This window comes from Ekhidna sp., assembly GCF_040223195.1.
Classification (GTDB): Bacteria; Bacteroidota; Bacteroidia; order Cytophagales; family Cyclobacteriaceae; genus Ekhidna.
The window spans coordinates 349995-371165 of sequence record NZ_JAVKDX010000022.1 but is presented as its reverse complement, the minus strand read 5'-3'; the positions used below and the strand labels follow the sequence as shown (position 1 = coordinate 371165).

19 protein-coding genes are annotated in these 21171 nt (G+C 39.5%); 14 read left to right on the top strand and 5 right to left on the bottom strand.

Translation table 11 applies throughout. The annotated features are described in order from the left end of the window. The first annotated feature begins 1 nt into the window (after position 1). From RLN88_RS15315 to RLN88_RS15275, 9 genes are read left to right on the top strand one after another with little or no spacing between them, the layout of a single operon-like run. A complete protein-coding gene (locus tag RLN88_RS15315) occupies positions 2-1105 on the top strand; it encodes a hypothetical protein (RefSeq protein ID WP_350222292.1) in 1104 nt (367 codons plus the stop codon). Continuing rightward, entirely contained in the window at positions 1089-2093 is a 1005-nt protein-coding gene (locus tag RLN88_RS15310) for a sulfotransferase family protein (RefSeq protein ID WP_350222291.1), read from the top strand. The genes RLN88_RS15315 and RLN88_RS15310 overlap by 17 nt, the downstream gene beginning before the upstream one ends. After that, positions 2083-3234, top strand: a complete 1152-nt coding sequence (locus RLN88_RS15305; RefSeq protein ID WP_350222290.1) for a glycosyltransferase family 4 protein — start codon at positions 2083-2085, stop codon at positions 3232-3234. Before RLN88_RS15310 ends, RLN88_RS15305 begins: the two co-directional genes overlap by 11 nt. Next, positions 3231-4331 (top strand): glycosyltransferase family 4 protein, encoded by a 1101-nt coding sequence (locus RLN88_RS15300; protein WP_350222289.1) that lies wholly within the window; start codon positions 3231-3233, stop codon positions 4329-4331. Before RLN88_RS15305 ends, RLN88_RS15300 begins: the two co-directional genes overlap by 4 nt. Next, on the top strand, positions 4318-5775 hold the full coding sequence (locus RLN88_RS15295; RefSeq protein WP_350222288.1) for a lipopolysaccharide biosynthesis protein: 1458 nt from the start codon (positions 4318-4320) through the stop codon (positions 5773-5775). The genes RLN88_RS15300 and RLN88_RS15295 overlap by 14 nt, the downstream gene beginning before the upstream one ends. Further along, a complete protein-coding gene (locus RLN88_RS15290; protein WP_350222287.1) occupies positions 5772-6782 on the top strand; it encodes a sulfotransferase domain-containing protein in 1011 nt (336 codons plus the stop codon). Before RLN88_RS15295 ends, RLN88_RS15290 begins: the two co-directional genes overlap by 4 nt. After that, a complete protein-coding gene (locus RLN88_RS15285; protein ID WP_350222286.1) occupies positions 6775-7653 on the top strand; it encodes a sulfotransferase family protein in 879 nt (292 codons plus the stop codon). Before RLN88_RS15290 ends, RLN88_RS15285 begins: the two co-directional genes overlap by 8 nt. Continuing rightward, the gene (locus RLN88_RS15280) at positions 7646-8515 is read left to right on the top strand and encodes a sulfotransferase family protein (protein WP_350222285.1); all 870 of its coding nucleotides are present in this window, start codon (positions 7646-7648) and stop codon (positions 8513-8515) included. The genes RLN88_RS15285 and RLN88_RS15280 overlap by 8 nt, the downstream gene beginning before the upstream one ends. A 5-nt stretch (positions 8516-8520) precedes the next feature. Then, complete coding sequence (locus tag RLN88_RS15275) at positions 8521-9246, top strand: sulfotransferase domain-containing protein (protein WP_350222284.1); 726 nt, start codon at positions 8521-8523, stop codon at positions 9244-9246. Positions 9247-9296: 50 nt separating this feature from the next. Here RLN88_RS15275 and RLN88_RS15270 read toward each other — a convergent pair whose 3' ends face one another. The 3 genes from RLN88_RS15270 to RLN88_RS15260 form a co-directional block, all read right to left on the bottom strand. Next, complete coding sequence (locus RLN88_RS15270) at positions 9297-10592, bottom strand: hypothetical protein (RefSeq protein WP_350222283.1); 1296 nt, start codon at positions 10590-10592, stop codon at positions 9297-9299. After that, positions 10576-11703: an O-antigen ligase family protein gene (locus RLN88_RS15265; protein ID WP_350222282.1), complete on the bottom strand. Its 1128-nt coding sequence runs from the start codon at positions 11701-11703 to the stop codon at positions 10576-10578. The genes RLN88_RS15270 and RLN88_RS15265 overlap by 17 nt, the downstream gene beginning before the upstream one ends. A gap of 214 nt (positions 11704-11917) precedes the next feature. Continuing rightward, positions 11918-12736, bottom strand: coding sequence for a sulfotransferase domain-containing protein (locus RLN88_RS15260; RefSeq protein WP_350222281.1), 819 nt, complete (start codon positions 12734-12736; stop codon positions 11918-11920). A 210-nt stretch (positions 12737-12946) separates the two neighbouring features. On the opposite strand from RLN88_RS15260, the gene RLN88_RS15255 reads away from it, so the two are divergent. After that, positions 12947-14047, top strand: coding sequence for a glycosyltransferase (locus RLN88_RS15255; RefSeq protein WP_350222280.1), 1101 nt, complete (start codon positions 12947-12949; stop codon positions 14045-14047). A gap of 8 nt (positions 14048-14055) precedes the next feature. On the opposite strand, the gene RLN88_RS15250 is transcribed toward RLN88_RS15255, so the two are convergent. After that, a complete protein-coding gene (locus tag RLN88_RS15250) occupies positions 14056-15288 on the bottom strand; it encodes a sulfatase-like hydrolase/transferase (protein WP_350222279.1) in 1233 nt (410 codons plus the stop codon). Positions 15289-15569: 281 nt separating this feature from the next. On the opposite strand from RLN88_RS15250, the gene RLN88_RS15245 reads away from it, so the two are divergent. The 4 genes from RLN88_RS15245 to pheS all read left to right on the top strand — a co-directional run bounded on the left by RLN88_RS15245 (position 15570) and on the right by pheS (position 20195). Further along, entirely contained in the window at positions 15570-16937 is a 1368-nt protein-coding gene (locus tag RLN88_RS15245) for an undecaprenyl-phosphate glucose phosphotransferase (protein ID WP_350222278.1), read from the top strand. 2 nt (positions 16938-16939) lie between these two features. After that, a complete protein-coding gene (gene galE, locus RLN88_RS15240) occupies positions 16940-17953 on the top strand; it encodes a UDP-glucose 4-epimerase GalE (protein WP_350222277.1) in 1014 nt (337 codons plus the stop codon). Between the two features lie 109 nt (positions 17954-18062). Then, complete coding sequence (locus tag RLN88_RS15235; RefSeq protein WP_350222276.1) at positions 18063-19151, top strand: MraY family glycosyltransferase; 1089 nt, start codon at positions 18063-18065, stop codon at positions 19149-19151. 36 nt (positions 19152-19187) lie between these two features. Next, positions 19188-20195 (top strand): phenylalanine--tRNA ligase subunit alpha, encoded by a 1008-nt coding sequence (pheS, locus tag RLN88_RS15230; protein ID WP_350222275.1) that lies wholly within the window; start codon positions 19188-19190, stop codon positions 20193-20195. Here pheS and RLN88_RS15225 read toward each other — a convergent pair. After that, complete coding sequence (locus RLN88_RS15225) at positions 20192-21154, bottom strand: AAA family ATPase (protein ID WP_350222274.1); 963 nt, start codon at positions 21152-21154, stop codon at positions 20192-20194. The two genes, pheS and RLN88_RS15225, sit on opposite strands and share 4 nt — an antisense overlap. Between the last annotated feature and the right edge of the window lie 17 nt (positions 21155-21171).

Genomic DNA, 21171 nt, shown 5'->3' with positions numbered 1-21171 from the left:
TATGAGTGGGTCAGATTATCAAAAGGATGAAGTAAGCATATTTGATATTTTTGAGTTTCTTCTTGAGAAGAAGAAGGTCATCATTAGGTATGTAATAGGTTTTGCCATTACAGGAGTTTTACTCAGCCTTGATGCAGGTGTTGAATTCACCTCTGCGTCTAAAATACTTCCACGAAGTGATCAGGTCGGAACAAGTTCTTCCGACCTGATAAGTAAGTTTAGCGGTCTTGGAGGAATAGATATTAGTGGGTTTTTGGGAGGAGTTAGCACATCGGGCATCAGTCCTATGCTCTATTCAGAAGTCGTGAAAAATAACTCATTCGTTTTCGACCTATTGTATTCAAATTTCTCTTATAAAAATGATTCTGTGTCCCTAAAGCAGTTCCTTACAGAGGAAGCAAGATCTTCAATATTGAGCAAAGTTCCGGACTTTCTTTATTCTATCCCATCACGCATTTTCAAGCTTTTTGGTGGCGACAACACAGATGATCAGAGCCAGCCAGAAAATACAGATAGATATATACAGAAATATTCCCTTGAAGATGAAGAGTTGATCCTAAATATAAAGGATAGGATTCTTGTAGAAACAGACACAGAAACAGGTATTATGATGATACTTGTGGATATGCCCTCTCCAGAGATTGCAGCTCAAGTCAATAAAAAGTGCCTGCAAAGAATCGAAGCGTTTGTTGAAGAATATAGGCTTGGTAATACCAAAGGAAAAATTGAGTATTTGCAAACTCAACTGAAGGATGCGGAGAATAAACTCAATAAAGAGTTAGAAATTCTATCAGAGCTCAAGGATTCAAATAAAGCTGTTATTGCCTCAGATTATCTTTTAAGATTAGAAGGTCAGCAAGCAAAGTACAATTTTGCTTTTAGTATATACGCAGGTATTCAGCAACAAATTGAACAGGCTAAGCTTTCATTGCTGGAGGAAAAAATTGTTATTGACCTTTTGGAGCCAGCCAAGGTTCCCAATGAAAAAAGCGCCCCTCGCAGAACGCTAATTGTAATCGCATTTTGTTTTCTTGGAGGTTTTGTAGGGATAGTAGCAATTTATCTTAGAAAATTTGCCGCATTGTACAATGACAGAAAGTCATAATGATAAAATTGTTTTTCTTACCTATTTGAGTCGGTCAGGATCGACTTTGCTTTCAAATAATTTAAACCAACATCCGGAAATATGTGTGACACAGGAAGGGGAGTTTCCAGGGGAATTGTTAGGTATAAAGGGTTATATAAGTCCCACTTTCAACGAAGAATCTGAATTGGCAAAGTATCTGGATTATGTCTGGTCTGTTTCACGAGTACGTAACTGGAAAATAGAAAAGCAAGATGTCATGCTTGCGATAGACACCTACCCTACAAATGGGAATCAAGTTTTTCATCTTTTGCTAGCACTCAATCGAAAAAAGCATAAACCAAAAAGCTCAGTCCTTATTTACAAGGGTGTTCCAGCTATGCCCTGGGAGATTGCTAACATTGCTGGGAGATATCCGAAGGCTTTGTTTATCAATTTGATTCGTGATCCAAGAGCCATTGAGTATTCTCAGAGTAACAATAAATTGCCTTATGAAAATCGGGCATTCTCAATCTCTCCGTTGCAAACAGCTTATGAGTGGAAAAAGTCTATTGCAGGCTCATATACATCCAATGACAGGGTGTTAAATATTAAATTCGAGGACTTCATTCATCATAATGAAGAGACCATCCATCGAATATGTTATTTTCTTGGTTTAAATAGCCAATTTATGAGTGAGGATAGGTTGTTCTCTATGGAAATACCAGAAGAAGAGCAATACCTGCATAAAAAGGTTGATCAAAAACCTGATGCAAGCCGAATTGATGCCTGGAAGGAATCTAAAAAAGATATTAAATGGGCCTATATTGAAAGAGTATGTGCTCAGGAAATGACTCTCTTAGGCTATGAGCTTGAGGTGTCTTCGCAGCTTTCCACTATGAGCTTTTTAAAAGAGTGGGTTCGCTATAAGGCTCTGGATTCTTTCTACAAAGTAATGGGGATGATTAGACGATTTCTTGTTTCTCCAGCATTTTACCTTAAGAAAATCAAATTGCTACTTGAAAAGTAAAGAGCAAAAAATAGTAGTTTTTGTTGGCGCTGCACAAGGTTTGGCGAGGTATGGCTTATCGATAGCTAACGCCTTAAATAAGCACACTCAGTTGAAAGTGGTAGTTCCTTCTAATATTACCACGGACACCAGTCTGACTAGTCTCCTTGAGGATTTACAGGTGATCAGTTACGAGAAACTAACAGGAAGTTCTTTTCTAAGAACCATAATTTCAGTAATAAGAGTGTATTACCAGCTTATTCGTTTTAACCCTCAGTTGGTTCATGAAACCAGTGGTGCTACATACTTTTCAAATCTCCTATTTCTTCCGTTCTTTCTTTTTAAACCAATGGTGGTTACTGAGCATGAGCCAGTAGAACGACACCAGTCAAAAATATCTTTCAAGAAGCGGATCACTTCCTACATGTATTCTCATTTAGCAAATAGTTTCATCGTCCACGGACCTTTCTGTAAAGAGATGTTGAATAAAAACATCAATTTGAAGAATACGCCCGTACACATCATTCATCACGGAGCATATAATTTCTATAGGCTTTTGTCAAAGGATAAAGTGGAGAGAAATTGGAATGAGATATTATTTTTTGGATCACTAAGGCCTGATAAGGGATTCGAACACTTACCCACACTTATTGATCTCTTGGATATGGCTTCCATTCCTTTTACTCTTGTGGTTGCATGTAATCCGGAATGGCCAGAAGAATTAAATAGTACAAAGTGGCCTAGTTTGGTCGAAAAGACGATGGAGTTCTTACAGAGCCATCCCAAAGTGGTAGTCGAGAATAGATTTATCCCTGATGAAGAAGTGGGTAGATATTTCAAACGTGCATCAATCATTTTGCTACCCTACAACAGTGCAACCCAAAGTGGGGTGGTAACCATTGGTTTGACATTTGGGAGTGTGCCGGTAGCGTTTAACGTTGGAGATTTAGGTTACATGATTAAACATCAATACAATGGCATTTTAGTTGATAAAGGAGATTTTAATCAAATGGCAGAATCAATTATTGCATTGATTAATGATCAAAGTGACATGAAAAAACTGTCTGAAAATGCATTGAATTATAGCGAGACAGCTTTAAACTGGAATGACGAAATTGTAGAAAAGCATTTACAGCTTTATCAACAGTTATTAAACAAATGAAAATTGCGATAAACGGAAGGTTCCTGACCCAAAATGTGACGGGGGTTCAGCGGTATAGCATTGAGATTGTTCAGGAGATTGATCGGATTATAGAAGGAAATGATGCCTACGAGATTGATTTGCTTGTTCCTCGTAATGCCAGTATAATCACTAATTTATCGCTTAAAAATATCCGTGTTGTCAGATTTGGCAGGGGATCAGGGCATCTTTGGGAACAGTTGATGCTACCTTGGTATAGGTTTGATATGCTGGCTTGTTTAGGGAACACAGCGCCTCTGTTAAGTCTCATCCGAAAGAAGGTGTTAGCTGTGGTGCATGACCTCTCTTATAAATATTTTCCAGAGGCCTATAGTACTCCTTTTCGACTATGGTATGGGTTTATGATTCCTTTTGTACTTAAATGGTCCAGGCTTCTTTTTACAGTTTCTAATTCAGAAAAAGCGGCAATTGAGTCTCATTATCCAGCAATAAGAGGTAAAGTCAAAGTTGGACCGTGCGGAGGGTTTACCAGGGAGATTCTTGATGAAATTGAATCAGGGGAAATCAATACTTCCAGCAAAAAGAATCAATTTATTTATGTGGGTTCGCTCAATCCAAGGAAGAACCTTAAAGGCTTTTTAAAAGCATTCACTCAGATTCACGATAAGTACGATTTTGATGCTATAATCATTGGGGGTGGGGAAAAAGCGTTTGCCGATTACGGACTGAAGGAATATCAAAACTCGGATCGAATAAAGTTTCTTGGTCATATTAATGACCCCAGAATAATAGCCCGGCATTTGGGCGAGTCTTATGCATTGGTTTTTCCTACATACTATGAAGCTTCACCTATTCCGCCAATAGAAGCGATGAACAGTAATTGTGCTGTTATAGCATCAGATATTGATGCGAACATAGAACGATGTGGCGAGGCTGCTTTATATTGTAAAGCGGATGATTTGCAGTCTATCGTCAATGCCATGATTGAATTGATAAAAGAACCGGATCTGCAAAGGGAGTATCTACAAAAGGGAAAGCAAAACTCAAGGAAATTTACCTGGCAAAACACGGCTGAATTACTTTGGAGCGAAATACGTGCACTGAATGAAGAAAAGTGATTCTATAGGTAAGCAAATCAATATAGGTTCCATTATTGCGCTCCTGTCCAATGGAATAGCTAAATCATCTCAGCTGATTTCACGTGCCATCATTACACGAGCAAGTGGAGCATTTGGACTTGGGCTATTTGAGTTGGTTCTTTCCCTTACACGCTGGCTGGCTTTAATTGGACAGGGTGGGGCTCATCAGACCATTGTTCAATTCACTTCTTCATTGAGATCAAAAGAGGATTGGAATGGCGTGTTAAACGTATTTATACAATCATTACTAATTGTACTTTCTGTTACAGGATTACTTTGCGTGATAGTTTTTGCTTTAAGTGATTGGGTTATGAAAACATTGATGGAAGGCATAACAGATCGCACGGTTCTTTTGCAGGTCCTGTTTTTAACGATACTTTTGTCGTTAGCTCATTTTTTAGGCTTTTATTTCAGGGGTCTTAAAAGGCTTGTTTTTGATCAGGCAATTAACACGGTCGCATTTCCAATACTGGTTCTATCTGTATCAGCTTATTACTACTTTTTAGATGATTCATTCGAGATTCAATCAGTCTTGTGGGTTGTTATCGGACTTTATGGTGTGATGATTCTGGCTAGTTTGACTGGAGCGATAATCCTGTCATTTAAAAATGTCAAAGGATGGAAGTGGAAATCTCAATATCGAAACCTGTTTCACTACTCCTGGCCGATATGGATTAACTCGATACTGAATGCAAGCCGTGCCCAGTTTTCACGACTACTTATCCCTGTTTTTTCCACAACCGTGGAACTGGGATATTTTAGTGCAGCTTACACGCTGGCTTTTATGGTGAGCTTTGTAGGCAATAGCTTCACCCCGGTCAATCAGTATCTGGTGGCAGAGGCGCATGGGGAAGCTGATACAGAAAAAATAAAAAAGGTGTACAACAACATTGTATCCAAATCAATGTCGTTTGTGATTCTACTGCTGGGTGGTTCCATCATATTTGGGGAGTTGATTTTAGGCTTGTTATTTGGATCGGATTTTAAGATGGTCTATCCTTTACTGGTAATATTGGTTCTTGGGGAATCCATAAATGCAATTTCAGGACCTGCAGGAAACATCCTGTTAATGACCGGGAATCAGAAAATAAGTACAAAAATCATGTTGGTTGGATTTATTTTACTATCGGTGTTTTGTGTCTTATTGATTCCACACTACGGGGCAATGGGGTCGGCGATTGCTGCTGCAATTTCTATTTCCTACATCAACCTGAGTCGGGTGATCATTATCAGACGGCTATTTGGGATATTGCCCAATTACAGATCCATATTAAAGCATAATAAGCTTCTTTTGCTTTTGGTAGCTGTATTTTTTGGTTTGAAACTCTTCATTATTGCCGGGACTGCTCACGTGTATGTGTTACTTTCAATGTTTATGGTGCTGGGCGCTTCACTTCTTTTTAAAGCGATAAGAAAAGTATGAACCTGGATAGAAAAATAATTGGTACTCCTTTATTCAGCTTGGTGGATCAATACTTATCAAAATCTGCCGATAAAAACAATGCGGTAGTTGTTTGCGGATTTTGGCGGAGCGGGACTACTTTCTTGATGCAAGCATTAGGTGAGTTAACACACCGAAGAACTTTTTACGAGCCATTCCATGCGTTAAGTAAAAGTTTTGATTTCGACCTTGAAGATCCTTATATAACAAAAAAAGGGCACACTCAAGTATATCCCTATTGGAAGGAAATAGTGTCTGAAGATTTTGCCCGATCTTTTGATCAATTGCTGATAGGTGCTTCCTCTAGTGAATGGGTGCGAAGACATAGAAAGTTGAAAACGACCTTTTATACAGATGTCTTGGCGAAATTTGTAAGATCGAACCTGATGATTCCATACTTTGTTCAATCCAACGTTAAAACGATTTGGATCATAAGGCATCCTGGTGGAGTGCTGTCAAGTCTTATAAGGCCAGGATCAAATGCAGAAATGTTGTGGCAAAGGTTATCATCAAGTAGCTACTATAAGAAAACGCTAGATAATCAGCCGAAATTGGTGAATGAGATGAGAGCACTGGGATTGTGGTTCAACTATGTTGGTGATGAAGCATACAAAAATGTGATTGACTTTTATTTTTTGACTCACTTTTTGCCCTTTCGGGAGATAAAAAAGGATGAACCAAATATGCTTGTAATGCCATATGAGGAAATTGTTCTTGACCCCTTAACCTCTTTCAATCGAATGCTGGGCTTTACTGATCCTGACAAAAGCTTTTTAGAGAATGAAATATTGAAAATGGCTAAGAAGCCTTCCGGTGTTACCAAGGATGCGCGAAAAGGCTCATCTGAGCATCTTAAATGTTTCGGTTGGAAAAACGATCTTTCAGAGGAGATGGATCATTACATTACTAGTTGTTATGAGAAGTATCGGATAGAGGCTCTTGATCATGTCTTAGCGCGCATTGAAGAATTAAAAAATGGGCATGTCTAATTCCCCTGCTTTTATAGGACTAGGTGCGATGCGGTGTGGTAGCACTTGGATTGCAAGAATTTTGGAAGAGCATCCTGATATTTACATCCCAACTGCTTTCAAAGAAGTGCATTTCTTTGATACTTTTTACCAGAATCCAAAAGTTCGGGATGAAAGAAGAAGATGGAATTATGAAAAAGGAATAGCATGGTATGAATCGATGTTTGGGGAGGCAAGGTCACAACAAATATTTGGTGAAATAACCCCAAACTACCTGTACGATGAACAAGCCCCACATTTAATCAAACAACACTACCCAAACATTAAATTCATCGTATCGCTTAGAGACCCGGTTCAGCGAGCCATATCCCATATGAATTATGTAAACCTAAACCAGATGGGTGCTCAGGAGCAGGTTGGAATGGAATTTCTAAATCGCTTTAATGACTCCTATGGGTTTACTGAATTCAGCAAATATTCTAAATACTTAAACAGATATTTTGAGGTATTTGATCGCTCTCAATTTTTAATCATTTCATACAATGAAATGGAAACCAAACCTCTTGAAGTTTCAAAACGCATTTATGCGTTTTTGGATGTTGATGATGTATTCGAGCCACCATCGTTAAATCAAAAAATCAACACCTCATCTGGCAAAAAATTTAGAATTCTGTTTGCCTTTTTAAGAAAACTAAGGAAGGCATTAAAGCGACACAGGTACCTGGTCAATGTTCTGAAAAAGATGGGACTGGTTGCTGTTTACAGGCACTTGACGCACATGAATACTCATAGCCTTTCAGAACGAAATGAGGATCATGATTTAAAGGAGTTTTTGAAAAATGAATTTGAAGAGGAGAGGATCTTCCTAAATGATCTTTTTAGCTATGGATAAAATTAATGTGATATATATCGCCCCGATCGGTTATAGTGGATCTACACTGATGGACCGCATTCTTGGTAGCTACGAAGGTTTGCAGAACATCGGTGAAGCTAAGTTTTTTGATGAATGGGTAGAGAATGACCTGAAGTGCAGTTGTACAAAGAAGATGTCGGAATGTATGTTATGGGGTGAGTTTATTATGAAATATCCTGAATTTAGAATGGGCTATGGAAAAGGAAATTTCAAATTGAATTTTCTTTACAAGAAGCCGAACGATTTTCTTGAAAAATCAGCTAAGGTCAGTGAGAATTCATTTTTCTTATACGATTATCTTTTAAAGAAAACCGGCAACCATACCATTGTCGATTCATCCAAGAATCTAGGTAGGTTGGCACTATTGGCGCACTCCAATCTTTTCAATATCAAAATTATTCGGATGGTTAGGAACGGAAAAGATGTCTGTGCTTCAATGAAACTTGAAAAAAACAGACCGAGCTTTGATGATCAACGCAAAACAAAAAGTCAGCTTTTTTGGAAGTCAGCGATCAAATGGAGGCTAGCTCACAGAAATTTGACTGAATTAGCTAATGAATATAAATTACCTGTGCTACCTGTTCATTTAGAGCATCTTATAAACGAGGAGCAACTGCCCGCAGTGTCTAAGAAAATAGGTGAGTTTTTAGATCTGGATGATAGCCAAGTGGCCATGCAAAAAGAAATACATTCGATTTCTGGCAGCCATTGGAGGGTTATTGATAGTGATCATATTGTATCAGGTAAGTCTGAGAGCAAGTATTCAATTGGCTTAGTCGAGCGAATGTTATTTCAGATAATTGCCGGAAAATTAAACCGGGAATTCGGCTACAACGCATAGGAAAAATGGATGAGAAAAGAATTATTTGGGTCATTGGATTTCCTAAAAGCGGGAATACATGGTTGAGCTATTTGATCGCCTATATTTCAAATCTTCCGTATCATGATTTTGCGGATCTGGCGATTAGGCCAAAGAAAAAAATTGTAAGGGATTTAGTTTCAGGTCAGCTCAATCACCCGAAGATATCTGGGTTTGACTTTGTGTATAAGTCACATAAAACACTTCGGGTTTTACCTGTTAAAGAACAGGACTTTGTCATTTATATTTATCGTGATCCACGGGATCTCTACATTTCCTATCGTCATTTTATGAAGAATAAATTTTCAGGATGGAAGGGGAGAATGGTCTGGAGATTTCATGCATTATTTGGATCGAGACATTTAATAAAATGGCTGTTCAAACGTCAATATTCACATATCAAGCACTGGAACCCACGAGCAGATTTTCTACTTTCCTATGAAGACTTGCAGCTAAATTCTTATAAACTTTTGTTGAATATTTTTAATAGAATTGGACCTATTGAGGATGAAACTATTCACGCTGGAGTTAAAGCTTTCAGCTTTAAAAGCTTAAGTGAGGGTAGAGATCAAGGAAAAGAAGATAAGGGATCGTTCTATAGGAAGGGTATCGTAGGAGATTGGGAAAAATCATTAACTGAAAGGGAAATAGATTTATACAAATCAATGAATGTAAACCACTTGATCGATAACATCAAAAAAAAGGAGTGTTAATGATCCAAATAAGCAACCTATATGGGTTATTGTCTAAGCTTCGATTTGGATTATTCTCTGAAATCAGAAATACTTTTTTCACTCACAAGGTAGCTTTCTCTCTTAGCTATAGAGATGGAAATATTATTTGTTGATTTACTACTTACAAGCTTGATGCCATCATCTGTGATCTGATATATATTCCATGAATTCACTGAGGATGAAGGCAGTTTAAGGGTAAGATGGACTTCTGGCCCAATCTGTGGATTGGCTATAAGAATTATTTTAGATCCATCTTCCCTTTCCGCAGAAATAGTTGCCAAGTCTGAATCATTCTTAGTGATGTGCCTTTTTCCGGTCATTAATGAGTACACCGCATATCCAAACCAATTTTCAGTTGTATTATAACCCCCATTTGCATCCTCTATGAGGATTCCATCAAGAGACCCATTTTGGCAGGTGCCCCAACAGGCACGGGCGGCATATTCTACACCGTATTTTTCAAATGCTTCTAACTTTTTAAGACTCCAGCTAAAGGAGTTAGATTCATGACTTCTCAAATACTCATTATAAATAATGGAGTTGATGCCAAGATCTGACCATTGTTTCGAATTGACTTTGTTGCTTAAATAAATTAAATCAGTCAAAAAATCCTCATGGCTTTGTCCTAATCCATGAACAGCCAGGGTGTTGAGGGTTAGTTTTTTCTCAGGATTCCTTAGTTTCCACCTCCTCATGAATTGAATTAAATCATCCACAAATTGACGACTGGTTGTTCCTGTAGAGCTCGGGCCTGCAATTGGATATTCAGGATACTCCGTATTAAGCCAGCTTAGTGTCTCGCAAAACATTTCAAAAAAAGTACTATCAGAACCAGGCCAGTAAGTCTTATGATTGGGCTCATTCCAAATGTCAATGCTAAAATTTTTGATGTCTGATGGAATGTTTTTCATTTTATTCGTGCGAAAATCTTGCCATTTGCTATAATCATTAGTGGGCCAATATGGGTGGGAAGCCTCTTTTTTATAGGCTGGATATCCCCCACCAAGGGACATTTGGTAGTGAAAGTTTGGATTATATTTTAGTGCTTTAAGATGATACTCGTTATAGTAATCTTTGTTCCTCCAAAAGTTAGGCTTGAGGGGTTTAACAAACTTGTTCCAAAGTGACGTGTCTGGCTGGCTATGCAAAAAACCAATAAGTGGGGCCAATGAGCTGTCCACTGGAGAAGTATGTGGTGTTACTAACACCTTGTCAAAATGTACCTCAATGGTAGCCGCCTGTGGGGTGCTGTTTCTTTGAGTGAATCCAACTGAGGTGATTACTAAACAATAGATTAGAGCTAAAAATTTAGTTTTTGAGATCATGGTTCAATTTTTTAAAATTTTGATCGGTGAAGCCCATAGCCACTCCAAGTAAGATAAAGAAAAGTGGAGCAAAATCACTTGAGACGGTGATTAGATATATTTGGACAAAACCCAGACATGCGATTAATGAAAAACTAAGAGCGAACTGAATTGGATTGGTGATCTTGCGTTTTATCAATCTAAATACTGGAGTCAGCGTAAAATACATAAAGCATAGCATAGCAAAGATACCACCCTCAACACCCATCAACAGATAAGTGTTATGCGGTCTGAATAGCAAATTGGAACCGTTAAATCCCACGAGTGGATAAATTAAATTTCCATTACTGAAACCAATTCCTACCAAGGGGTTCTGCCAAATATATTTAATTGCCGCTTCGTTCATAATTAATCTGTAATCAGCAGAGACTTTTCTATTTGATGATGAAAACGTGTCTTTGATTCGTATCTCAGCATATTCAAAGGCTATGCCAACCAAGTCCAGATTTTTTATAATGATTACTAAACCAACCAGAAAGAAAGAAATGTATATGCTGTATCTTAGAAAGTTTTCATACCTAAAATGTTCAACTGATATCTTCTGTTTTATTTTCCAGTAAAAAGGGGAAGCAATAACACAGAGCAAAAGAAAAATTCCCAAGGCTCCTCGTGAAAAAGTGAAAAAGATTGTAGTTGTTGACATCAGAAATAAGGAAAGACGAAAAATCCACCACTTTAACGTTGAAAATCGAGAGTAAAACCTCATGATAATTATGAAAGGAATGCAGGTAATAATCCATGCTCCTACCACATTTGGATTACCCAGAGTGCCCTGAATTCTACTAAGAGCAGCCTCAAGATCCATTACCTGGCTTTTACTCTCATCCTCACCGATATAGGCTTTTATGTTTCCAAAGTCTGAGTTGGTAAGTTGCTGGATAATGCTCGTGAAACTTTCAATACTAAGTACAATGATTGCAAATATGATGAGTGTATTTGCGTTGAGTTTTCTGGCGAAAATCGACCGGAAATAGATAGCCAAAAAAGGTAAATGAGCGAACTGTAAAAATTGTCCGAATGTGTCACTAAGCCCTGGAGAAAGTAGGGTGGAAAAAAACAAAAAGAAGAGCATGACGTACCCACTGAGTATCCATTTATCGAATTTTCCAATAAAGTGATTTCCGGATTCTACCCGATGAATTGATCCAATGAAAATCAATGCGTACAAGGGTAAATTGTAAAAAACAATGCTCAGAAGACTAACCTTCGTCTGCAGTGGAAATAAAATTGAGAAGAAAGTAATCGCTAAGAGTAGGTTTTCCCAATATTTGAGTTTTACGACATTCTCAAATCTCATCGCCCTCTATTATACAATTTTCCTCAAAAAATTTGATGTCTTCTGGGGATTTAAAATAATTGGAATGGTCTCCTTCCACTCCTTTTCTAGGTCTAACCGAGGAGCTTTCTGGAAGTTTAACTAACCCATAGTTATTTAGTTTTTTTTGGATATTGTGTAACCATTTTAGCTTAGGAAAAGCAGGTTTTTCGTAAACTTCCCTGCTAGGTAAGTTCATAAAGGTGAATATGTCGCCAAAGGTTTTGGAAATGTTTTGTTGTAAATCTTTATATGAGATGCTAAAAGCATCGGGTTGAGTCAGCCAGGAGTGAACATGGTAGGACCAGTATTTCACACGGTTTGCATCAAAAGATTGAGGTTCTCTTACCTTTTTTGCAATGTGATCATTGGGTCCCCGTAGGAACTCGGAAAATGAAACAGTTCGCTGAGGGTGTACAAAATGATAGAGTGAAGTCAGCACATCTTTTCCGTCCCGATACACATATAACTTATGAGATTTGTCAAAAAGCTCTTTGATGAGCTCTTGGTGCCTGTTTGTCGGATCCATTAAATTAGTCTCTTCAGCAAGCAGGTGACTTTTGACAATTACTGGATCTTGATTCTGGTTGATCAATTTAATGAATGTATCCGTCACACGATCGGAATAAGCAAAGAGGGATCCAATATTAAAATCAACAGGAATAGAAAAACTGTTCGGGAAGTAGGCGTTGGGAATATTTTTCCTAATGGTGTCAATCAAAAAATGAGTTCCTGATCTTCGGTGTGAGTTTACGAGGATTATTGGTTTGTTTATTAGTTGTCCGCTCATTTTTGCTATCCCAAATCTATCTCAAAGCCTTATGGAAATTCATTTAAAGCCTTCAAAAGTAGAATTTTTTAAGGCCATTTTCTTGCGATATCCAGATAATTTGAATGGAAGGTGTAGTAAATAAAATGAAATTGATTGAAAATGTGATGACGTATCTCGTCTCTGTTAATTTAGCCACTTGTTTCGTTGATTGATAATTCAAATTAATAGATGAAAGTAGCCATTGTCCATGATGACCTTTTAAGAAGAGGCGGAGCTGAAAGAGTGGCCTTGCAATTCTATCGGATGTTTCCTAACGCAACCATATATACGCTGGCTTATCACAAGGAAAATACGTATTCGGAATTTAAGCATGCCCGAGTCAAAACGTCAATCTTCCGGGTATTAGCTAAAAGCGAATTGTTAATGAAGTTTCTTTTTTTTCCGTTTGGCTATTGGTCGATGCGTGGAATGAAAGTCAGCAATTATGACCTGGTCATCTTAAGTACTACCTATGCTGCTAAGTATGCTTCCTACCGAAACTGTAAAAAAATCATTGTGTACTGTCACAACCCCTTCAGATTGTTATGGTATCCCGAGAGTTACAGTTTTTACGACAAGCTGAGGGGAGTGCAGAAATCATTTTTTGATTCCATTTTAACACGGTTTAAAAAAACTGATCGAAAACATGCACAGCGATTTGACCATTATGTTGCCAATTCATCAATGGTCAAAGAGCGGATAGAGCAATGCTATGAAGTAGCGGTGGACACCATTATCAATCCTCCTGTTGATCTGGATAATTTTGATTCGAAAGTTGAAAGAAGTGACTATTATCTGGTTGTCAGCCGGCTGGAACCCTATAAGAAGGTTGATCTGATCATTGAAGCATTCAATGCGATTAATAAACCTTTACGAATTGTGGGAAACGGGACAATGAAGAAAAAATTAAAGGAAATGGCACATGCCAACATCGAGTTTTATCATGGTCTATCCGATCAAGAGCTGAAAGCGCAGTATGCTGCAGCAAAAGCATTTATATTTCCTCAGGTTGAAGATTTTGGGATTACACCCTTGGAATCATTAGCCTCTGGATGCCCTGTTATAGCCTATGCGAAAGGGGGTATTTTGGAAACCATGCATCACTCGGAGAATCCAGCCGATTCAACGGTAACCTATTTTTATCAGCAGGATGCCAAATCGCTCATTGAGGCCATTGAAAAATTTGAAATGCAGGAAAGAGCCACTACGTCACTTCTAAGAGGCCAAGCAGAGAAGTTTTCAGCGCAACATTTCGAGCGTAACATGGGGGCGTACCTGGACTCAATTTAGACCAATCATTAAAACTTCTTTTCCCAGTCCATTAGTTTATTCGACAATGACTTTAATGTGTCCGGATGGGTATTTGAAAGATTGTTTTGTTCACCAATATCTTTTTGGAGGTTGAAAAGAAACTCATTGCCCAAATCGTCGATTACGTACTTCCATTTTTTCCCGGTAATAGACACTTGCTTGTTTCCATTTCGATATGTTCGTCTTTGATAAATGAATCTATCTTTTAAGGGAACCTTGTTCATTACTAATTTGGATAAGTCTACCCCATCGCTTTCAAAATCAACTTTTGCTATTGATCCAATCGTCATCGGGATGTCAAAAACGTGCGTCAGCTCATGGGTTTTTCCTGGCAATATGCCGTCCTTCCATTGTATGGCGCACTTCACATGTGTTCCTCCTTCCCACAAGGCTCCTTTGTGTCCTTTGAAATTTCCATTCGAGGTGAAGCCATAGTCCGCTGCGCCATTGTCACTCATGAAAACAATCATTGTTTTATCTTCAATATTTTGCCGCTGCAACTCTTGAATGATGCTTCCTACGGCTGTATCTAAACGTTCAATCATTTCCTGATAAGCCCTTGCTTTGTTATCAGCACTTCCATCTTTCGGCCAGTCAATGTTGTCTTCTCCTCCAATGAATCTGTCAGCAGGATCATTTGGACCCTGAAAAGGTGTGTGCGGAGAAGTAAATGGAATATATAATGCAAAATTCCTATCGGGGTTGGAGGCAATAAACGCTACTGAATGTTTGGCGATCAAGTCTGTGACATACCCCTCTTCTTCAAAGATATCATTGTTTAGGTACCAATCATATTCTCCCTGACCGTTTACTTTGCTTTGATAATCAATCTCTCCGGATTTGCATCCGACCCACTGATCAAAGCCATATCTCATTGGGTTAAATTGGTCCCGCCAGCCAAGATGCCATTTTCCGAAAATAGCTGTAGCGTATCCATTATTTTGTAGCGCTTTAAAAATTGTATTTGAAGATAATGGTAAGCCTATTTCAGCGTCAAATTCATAAACCAATGCGCGTTCAAAATTGGAACCAAAATTTTGTGGGTATTTACCCGTTAATAGACTTGAACGGGTGGGTGTGCATAGTGAGTTTGAATGGAAGTTTGTGAATTCCACCCCATTTTCAAAAAGGTAATCGATTGAGGGTGTGTGATAGCGTTGTAAATCCCCATAACCAAGATCGTCTACTAGTATTATTACAAAATTTGGCGCGGAATGCATACTTTCATTTTCTGAGCTACAGCTACCACCGAGTAATAAGCATAGAAAAGAAATCCAGTTTAAAGAAGAATTCTTCATTTGGTTTATTTTAGAACGAGACATAAATGATTTTTGAGAGAAATAGATCGCTAGGTATCAGTGTGGGTGTCCAATTGAGAGTTGATTCTTTTCCAAGATAATAAAGTGAAGTAGGCAATTATCAAAGGGGGACTTATTAATTTTTAATATTAGCACATTTTACTGCAAAATGTGAACTTTGCATTATAATTTGACAGCTAAAAATGCCCCAGCACCGCTACTCCAAGTATTTTCTTTTCGTCTTCCTTTTAGGGGATCTAATAGCACTAAATATTGGGGTATTCACTGCATCTATCTACCAGTTCAATACTATTGATTACCCGGCCAAATACGCCACACTGCATATCTTCCTGAATATCATGTGGGTGCTTATCTTCTTTGGAAGCCGGCTTCAAGATATCAATCGGCAATCCCTGTTACTCGACCACTTAAATAGGGTACTTTCAGCCCTGGTAATCAATTTATCTGTTGTTTTTGCACTTTGGTTTGCACTGCAGCCAGTCGATTATTCCAGAAAATTCCTATTTGTAACCTACCTGGTTTTCACACTTGCTATCATAGTCTGGCGGTCGGTTTGGCATTATTTCATTCGATATTCCAGGGCAAAGGGCTACAACCTGAGAAACATTCTGGTAGTAGGGGCGGGAGATATTGCGGATACTCTGATAAATCATTTTGATGAAAACCCTGAGCTGGGTTACAAGCTCACTGGCACACTTGATGATCAAATTCAGGCGGACGGAAAAATTGATGATTTGGAGCTTTATGCTTTGAAAAATAATGTAGATATCATCTTTTGTCACCTTCCCTCACTTTCTGAAGAGCGAGTAACGGAGATCATTGATTTTGCAGAAAATAATTTGATCAAAGTCAACCTGATTTCTCAATTCAGTAGGCTGATGACGCACAATTTATCCATTGAGCAGTATGGCAATATCCCCATCATCAATGTAAACACCATCCCACTGGATCATGAAATTAATCGGATTGTGAAGCGTGCTTTTGATCTGGTGTTCTCTTCACTTGTTTTAATTTTCATACTGTCCTGGTTGATGCCAGTCATTGGCCTTTTGATCAAGATGGAATCAAGAGGACCGGTATTTTTCAAGCAAAAGCGGCACGGAAAGAATAACGAGGATTTTTTGTGTTGGAAATTCAGGACAATGACCTTCCACAAGGAGGCAAAGTTTAAGCAGGCCACAAAAAATGATGATCGAATTACTAAAATTGGATCGGTACTGAGAAAGACCTCAATTGATGAGCTTCCTCAGTTCATTAATGTGTTTTTGGGCGATATGTCCGTAGTTGGGCCCAGACCTCACCCCATCGCTTTGAACGAGGAGTTCCAACCACAAATAGATCGATTTTGGCAGAGACACGCAGTGAAACCAGGCATTACTGGTCTGGCTCAGGCAAAGGGGTTCAGAGGGGAGACATCTGAGCTGAGTGACATGAGCGGCAGAGTGAAGCTGGATCGCTTTTATGTGAAGAACTGGTCTCTTACGCTCGATTTTAAAATTATTTTATTAACAGCCCTTTCCATTCTAAGAGGGGATCAAAAAGCCTACTAAAAATGAAAAATGTATTGGTAACCGGAGGACTTGGATTCATCGGTTCACATACGTGCGTTGAATTGCTGGAGCGAGGTTACAATGTGTTTGTGGTAGACAACCTGTCAAATTCTCAGGCTGAGATCAAAGATCGTATTGAGGAAATATCAGGTGCTCAAATCACCTTTGTCCAATTAGATCTGGTCAACTCCTCTCTGGTAAAGGATTTTTTCGAAAAAAACCGCATTGATTCCATCATTCATTTTGCGGCATATAAGGCTGTTGGTGAATCTGTTGAAAGACCTTTGAGCTACTATGAAAACAATCTGCTTTCATTGATCAACTTGCTAAAAATGTGCGAGCTGCACAGGATCAGTCACTTTGTTTTCTCATCCTCTTGCACAGTCTATGGTCAACCAGACAAACTTCCTGTGACGGAAGATTCCCCTAAGCAACCCGCCGAATCGCCTTACGGAAATACCAAACAGATTTGTGAGGAGATGATCGAGGACTTTTGTAAATCCAGATCAAATTTTAAGGCGATCTCATTGAGGTATTTTAATCCAATTGGTGCACACAAAAGTGGCTTGATTGGTGAGCTGCCTTTGGGTATTCCGAATAACCTTGTTCCATTCATCACTCAGACTGCAGCGGGTATCCGGGAAAAAATGCGTGTTTTTGGGGGCGATTATAACACACCCGATGGCACGTGCATTCGGGACTACATCCATGTGGTAGACTTGGCCAAGGCTCATATTTCTGCCCTCGAATATTCCGAAAGGATGGAAGCGAATTACGATTTTTTTAATGTGGGTACAGGAAAAGGATACTCAGTGTTGGACGTAATCAAATCATTTGAAAAAGTCTCTGGGACGAAGCTCAATTATGAAATTGTGGATAGGAGACCTGGTGATGTGGAACAAATTTTCGCCGATACCAAAAAGGTAACCAATGTGTTGGGCTGGCGTGCAGAACTGGATTTGGATACCATGGTAAAATCTGCCTGGGAATGGCAAAAGACCTTGCCCTTGGGGTAATGCAGTTCACCTAAAAATTCAATCCATTTGCCGAAATAGTTAAAATATCCCTAGAAAAATTTACATTTTTGATTTTGGATTCATTAACACGCAATGAATCGCTAAAATTATGGGCCTATCCCTCGCCATAGCAACAGCATTTTTAGTCACCCTTACACTGATGCCCGTCATCATAAGGGTGTTTAGGTCAATAGACCTATTGGATCGTCCGGATAAACGAAAAATACATAGCGTGAGTACTCCATCGCTTGGTGGAATCGCAATTTTTGCTGGTTTACTCATGGCACTTTTACTCTCAGTTTCCCTTCAGGAGCTGGCTACTGAAAAGTACTTTATCGGCGGGATGATTTTGATTTTTCTCCTTGGCGTCCGGGATGATTTATCCAGCCTCCTGGCTCAGCACAAACTGGTAGTTCAGATTTTTTCTGCCTTTCTGGTGGTATTCCTGGGTGATATCAAAATAGGAGGACTGAACGGCTTATTCGGGGTAAGTCATTTCCCCTGGGTATTCGATGAGATATTTACCATTTTCGTGATTGTGGTTATGACCAATGCATTCAACCTGATTGATGGAATCGACGGGCTGGCCGGATGTATTGCGCTGGTCATTTCATCCTATTTGGGTTGGGCATTTATTCAATCTGGGCATTATGTAGATGCCACCTTTGCTTTTGCCCTGGCAGGGTCATCAATCGGCTTTCTACTTTATAATTGGCATCCTTCAAAAGTTTTTATGGGGGATACAGGCTCCATGCTTTTTGGCTTCATGCTTACTTCCTTGCTGGTAAAGTTTCTGGCTTTTTCAGGACAGGCTGAAACTCTTGTCTCCCCGGTTGCCATTAGTCTGGCATTATTTGTATTGCCTGTTTATGATACGCTAAGAGTAGTGCTCATCCGTCTTTTCACGGGGAGACCACCACTTGCGCCCGATCGTAATCACATCCACCATGTATTGCTAAAAATGGGCCTCAATCATGCGCAATCCACGTTATGGCTGGTGGGATACAACATACTCATAGTCGCTTTGGTCACCTCTTTTCAGCAGATTGGTGAGTTATGGTTGATGCTAATAATGACCTTGATGACAGTGACCATCGGAGCGGCACTTGACAGAAAGTTGATGAGAAGGGAAGCAGCCAGGTTGGCAAAAATCATTCCTCCGGAAATCAAAATGAGCAAATCGCATACCTCAGTATAATTGCTATTTTTGCGATTCATTAGTGAATAGCAAACGATGCTCGATAAAGTCAAATCATTACTATTAGAAGTTGAAAACGCCACCGCCGAAACTGAGGGGGATGTAGAAAATTTCCGTCTAAAATTTATCGGACGAAATAACATCATCAATGATTTGTTTGAAGACTTTAAGCAAGTTCCAGGCGAGCAAAAGCGGGAGCTGGGTCCGGAGCTAAATAAACTGAAGAACCTGGCCCAAACAAAACTTAAGGAGCTATCCAATTCGGTAAGCGGAAGTAGATCTTCTGCCCGGGAAGTAGATGTCACATTACCGGGCACTTATGGATCTGAAGGCTCTATCCATCCCATTTCGCAGACCAGAAGCCGTATCATCGAGATTTTTGAACGGCAGGGTTTCAATGTAGAAGATGGGCCTGAGATTGATAATGACTGGAACAATTTTACCGCACTAAATTTCCCGGAAAACCACCCTGCCAGGGAGATGCAGGACACCTATTTCGTGGAGAAGAATCCCGATATGCTTCTGCGCACCCACACCTCCAATGTGCAGATAAGGTTGATGAACAAAAAGAAGCCACCTATTCGCTCAATTATGCCCGGTCGGGTCTATCGGAATGAAGCTATTTCTGCACGCGCGCACTGCTTTTTTCATCAGGTGGAGGGATTGGTAGTTGGTGAAAATATCAGCTTCAAGGATTTGAAGAATACGCTGTACCACTTCTCTAAGGAGATGTTTGGAAAGGACACGAAAATTAGGCTCAGACCTTCTTATTTTCCTTTTACTGAGCCAAGTGCAGAAATTGATATCAGTTGCTTCATCTGCGGAGGTAGCGGATGTAAAATCTGTAAAAATACCGGATGGGTGGAGATTGCGGGCTCAGGCATGGTAGATCCGAATGTCCTGGAAAACTGCGGAATAGATTCAACCAAATACAGCGGATTTGCTTTTGGGATGGGGATAGAGCGGGTGACTATGCTTAAATATCAGCTTGACGATTTGAGACTGTTTTCAGAGAATGACATACGCTTTCTTAAGCAATTTTAAAGAAGGTCTGCAATGATCTTTTCTTCTGTTATTCCCTCTGCTTCTGCTTTGAAGTTTCTCACAATTCTATGACGAAGCACTGGTGCAGCCACGAGCTTCACATCTTCGATATCTGGTGAATATTTTCCGGTGATTAGGGCATTGCACTTGGCAGCCAAGATCAAAAACTGGCCAGCTCTTGGGCCAGCTCCCCACTCCAAATATTCTGTGGCAATTTTATCTGCTTTTTCTCCACCTGGTCGGGTTTTGGATACCAGGTTAACGGCATATTCAAACACATTATCCGCAACCGGCACCTTTCTTATTAGATTCTGAAATCCCAGAATCTTCTCCTTGGAAATTACCTCACCCACCTCATCAGTGGCTTGAGATGTTGTCCTTTTCACCACTTCCACTTCATCCTCATATTTGGGATAGTCCAGCTTGATCATAAACATAAAACGGTCCAGCTGAGCTTCAGGAAGCGGATATGTTCCTTCCTGCTCAATCGGGTTTTGAGTGGCCAACACGAAGAAGGGCTTGTCCAGATTATAATTTTTGCCTGCGATGGTAACAGCGCCTTCCTGCATCGCTTCCAATAGAGCAGACTGTGTTTTTGGGGGAGTCCTATTGATTTCATCTGCCAGGATGACATTCGAAAATATGGGGCCTTGAATGAAACGAAGGTTTCGCTCTTTGTCTAAGGTCTCGGCTCCCAAAATATCAGAGGGCATCAGGTCTGGCGTGAATTGAATGCGATTGAAATCAAGCCCCAGGCATTTGGAAACTGTCTGGACGAGGAGTGTTTTGGCAAGACCGGGAACACCCACAAGAAGCGAGTGTCCATTACAGAAAAGTGAAGTGATGAGAAGCCTTACTACCTCAGATTGACCTATTATTTTTTTGGATATCTCATGTTCAAGCCTTTCAAAATCTTTTGCCAATTCATCTGCAAGTTTCACATCCTGATTTTCCGCCATGCTTATTCGGTTTAGTC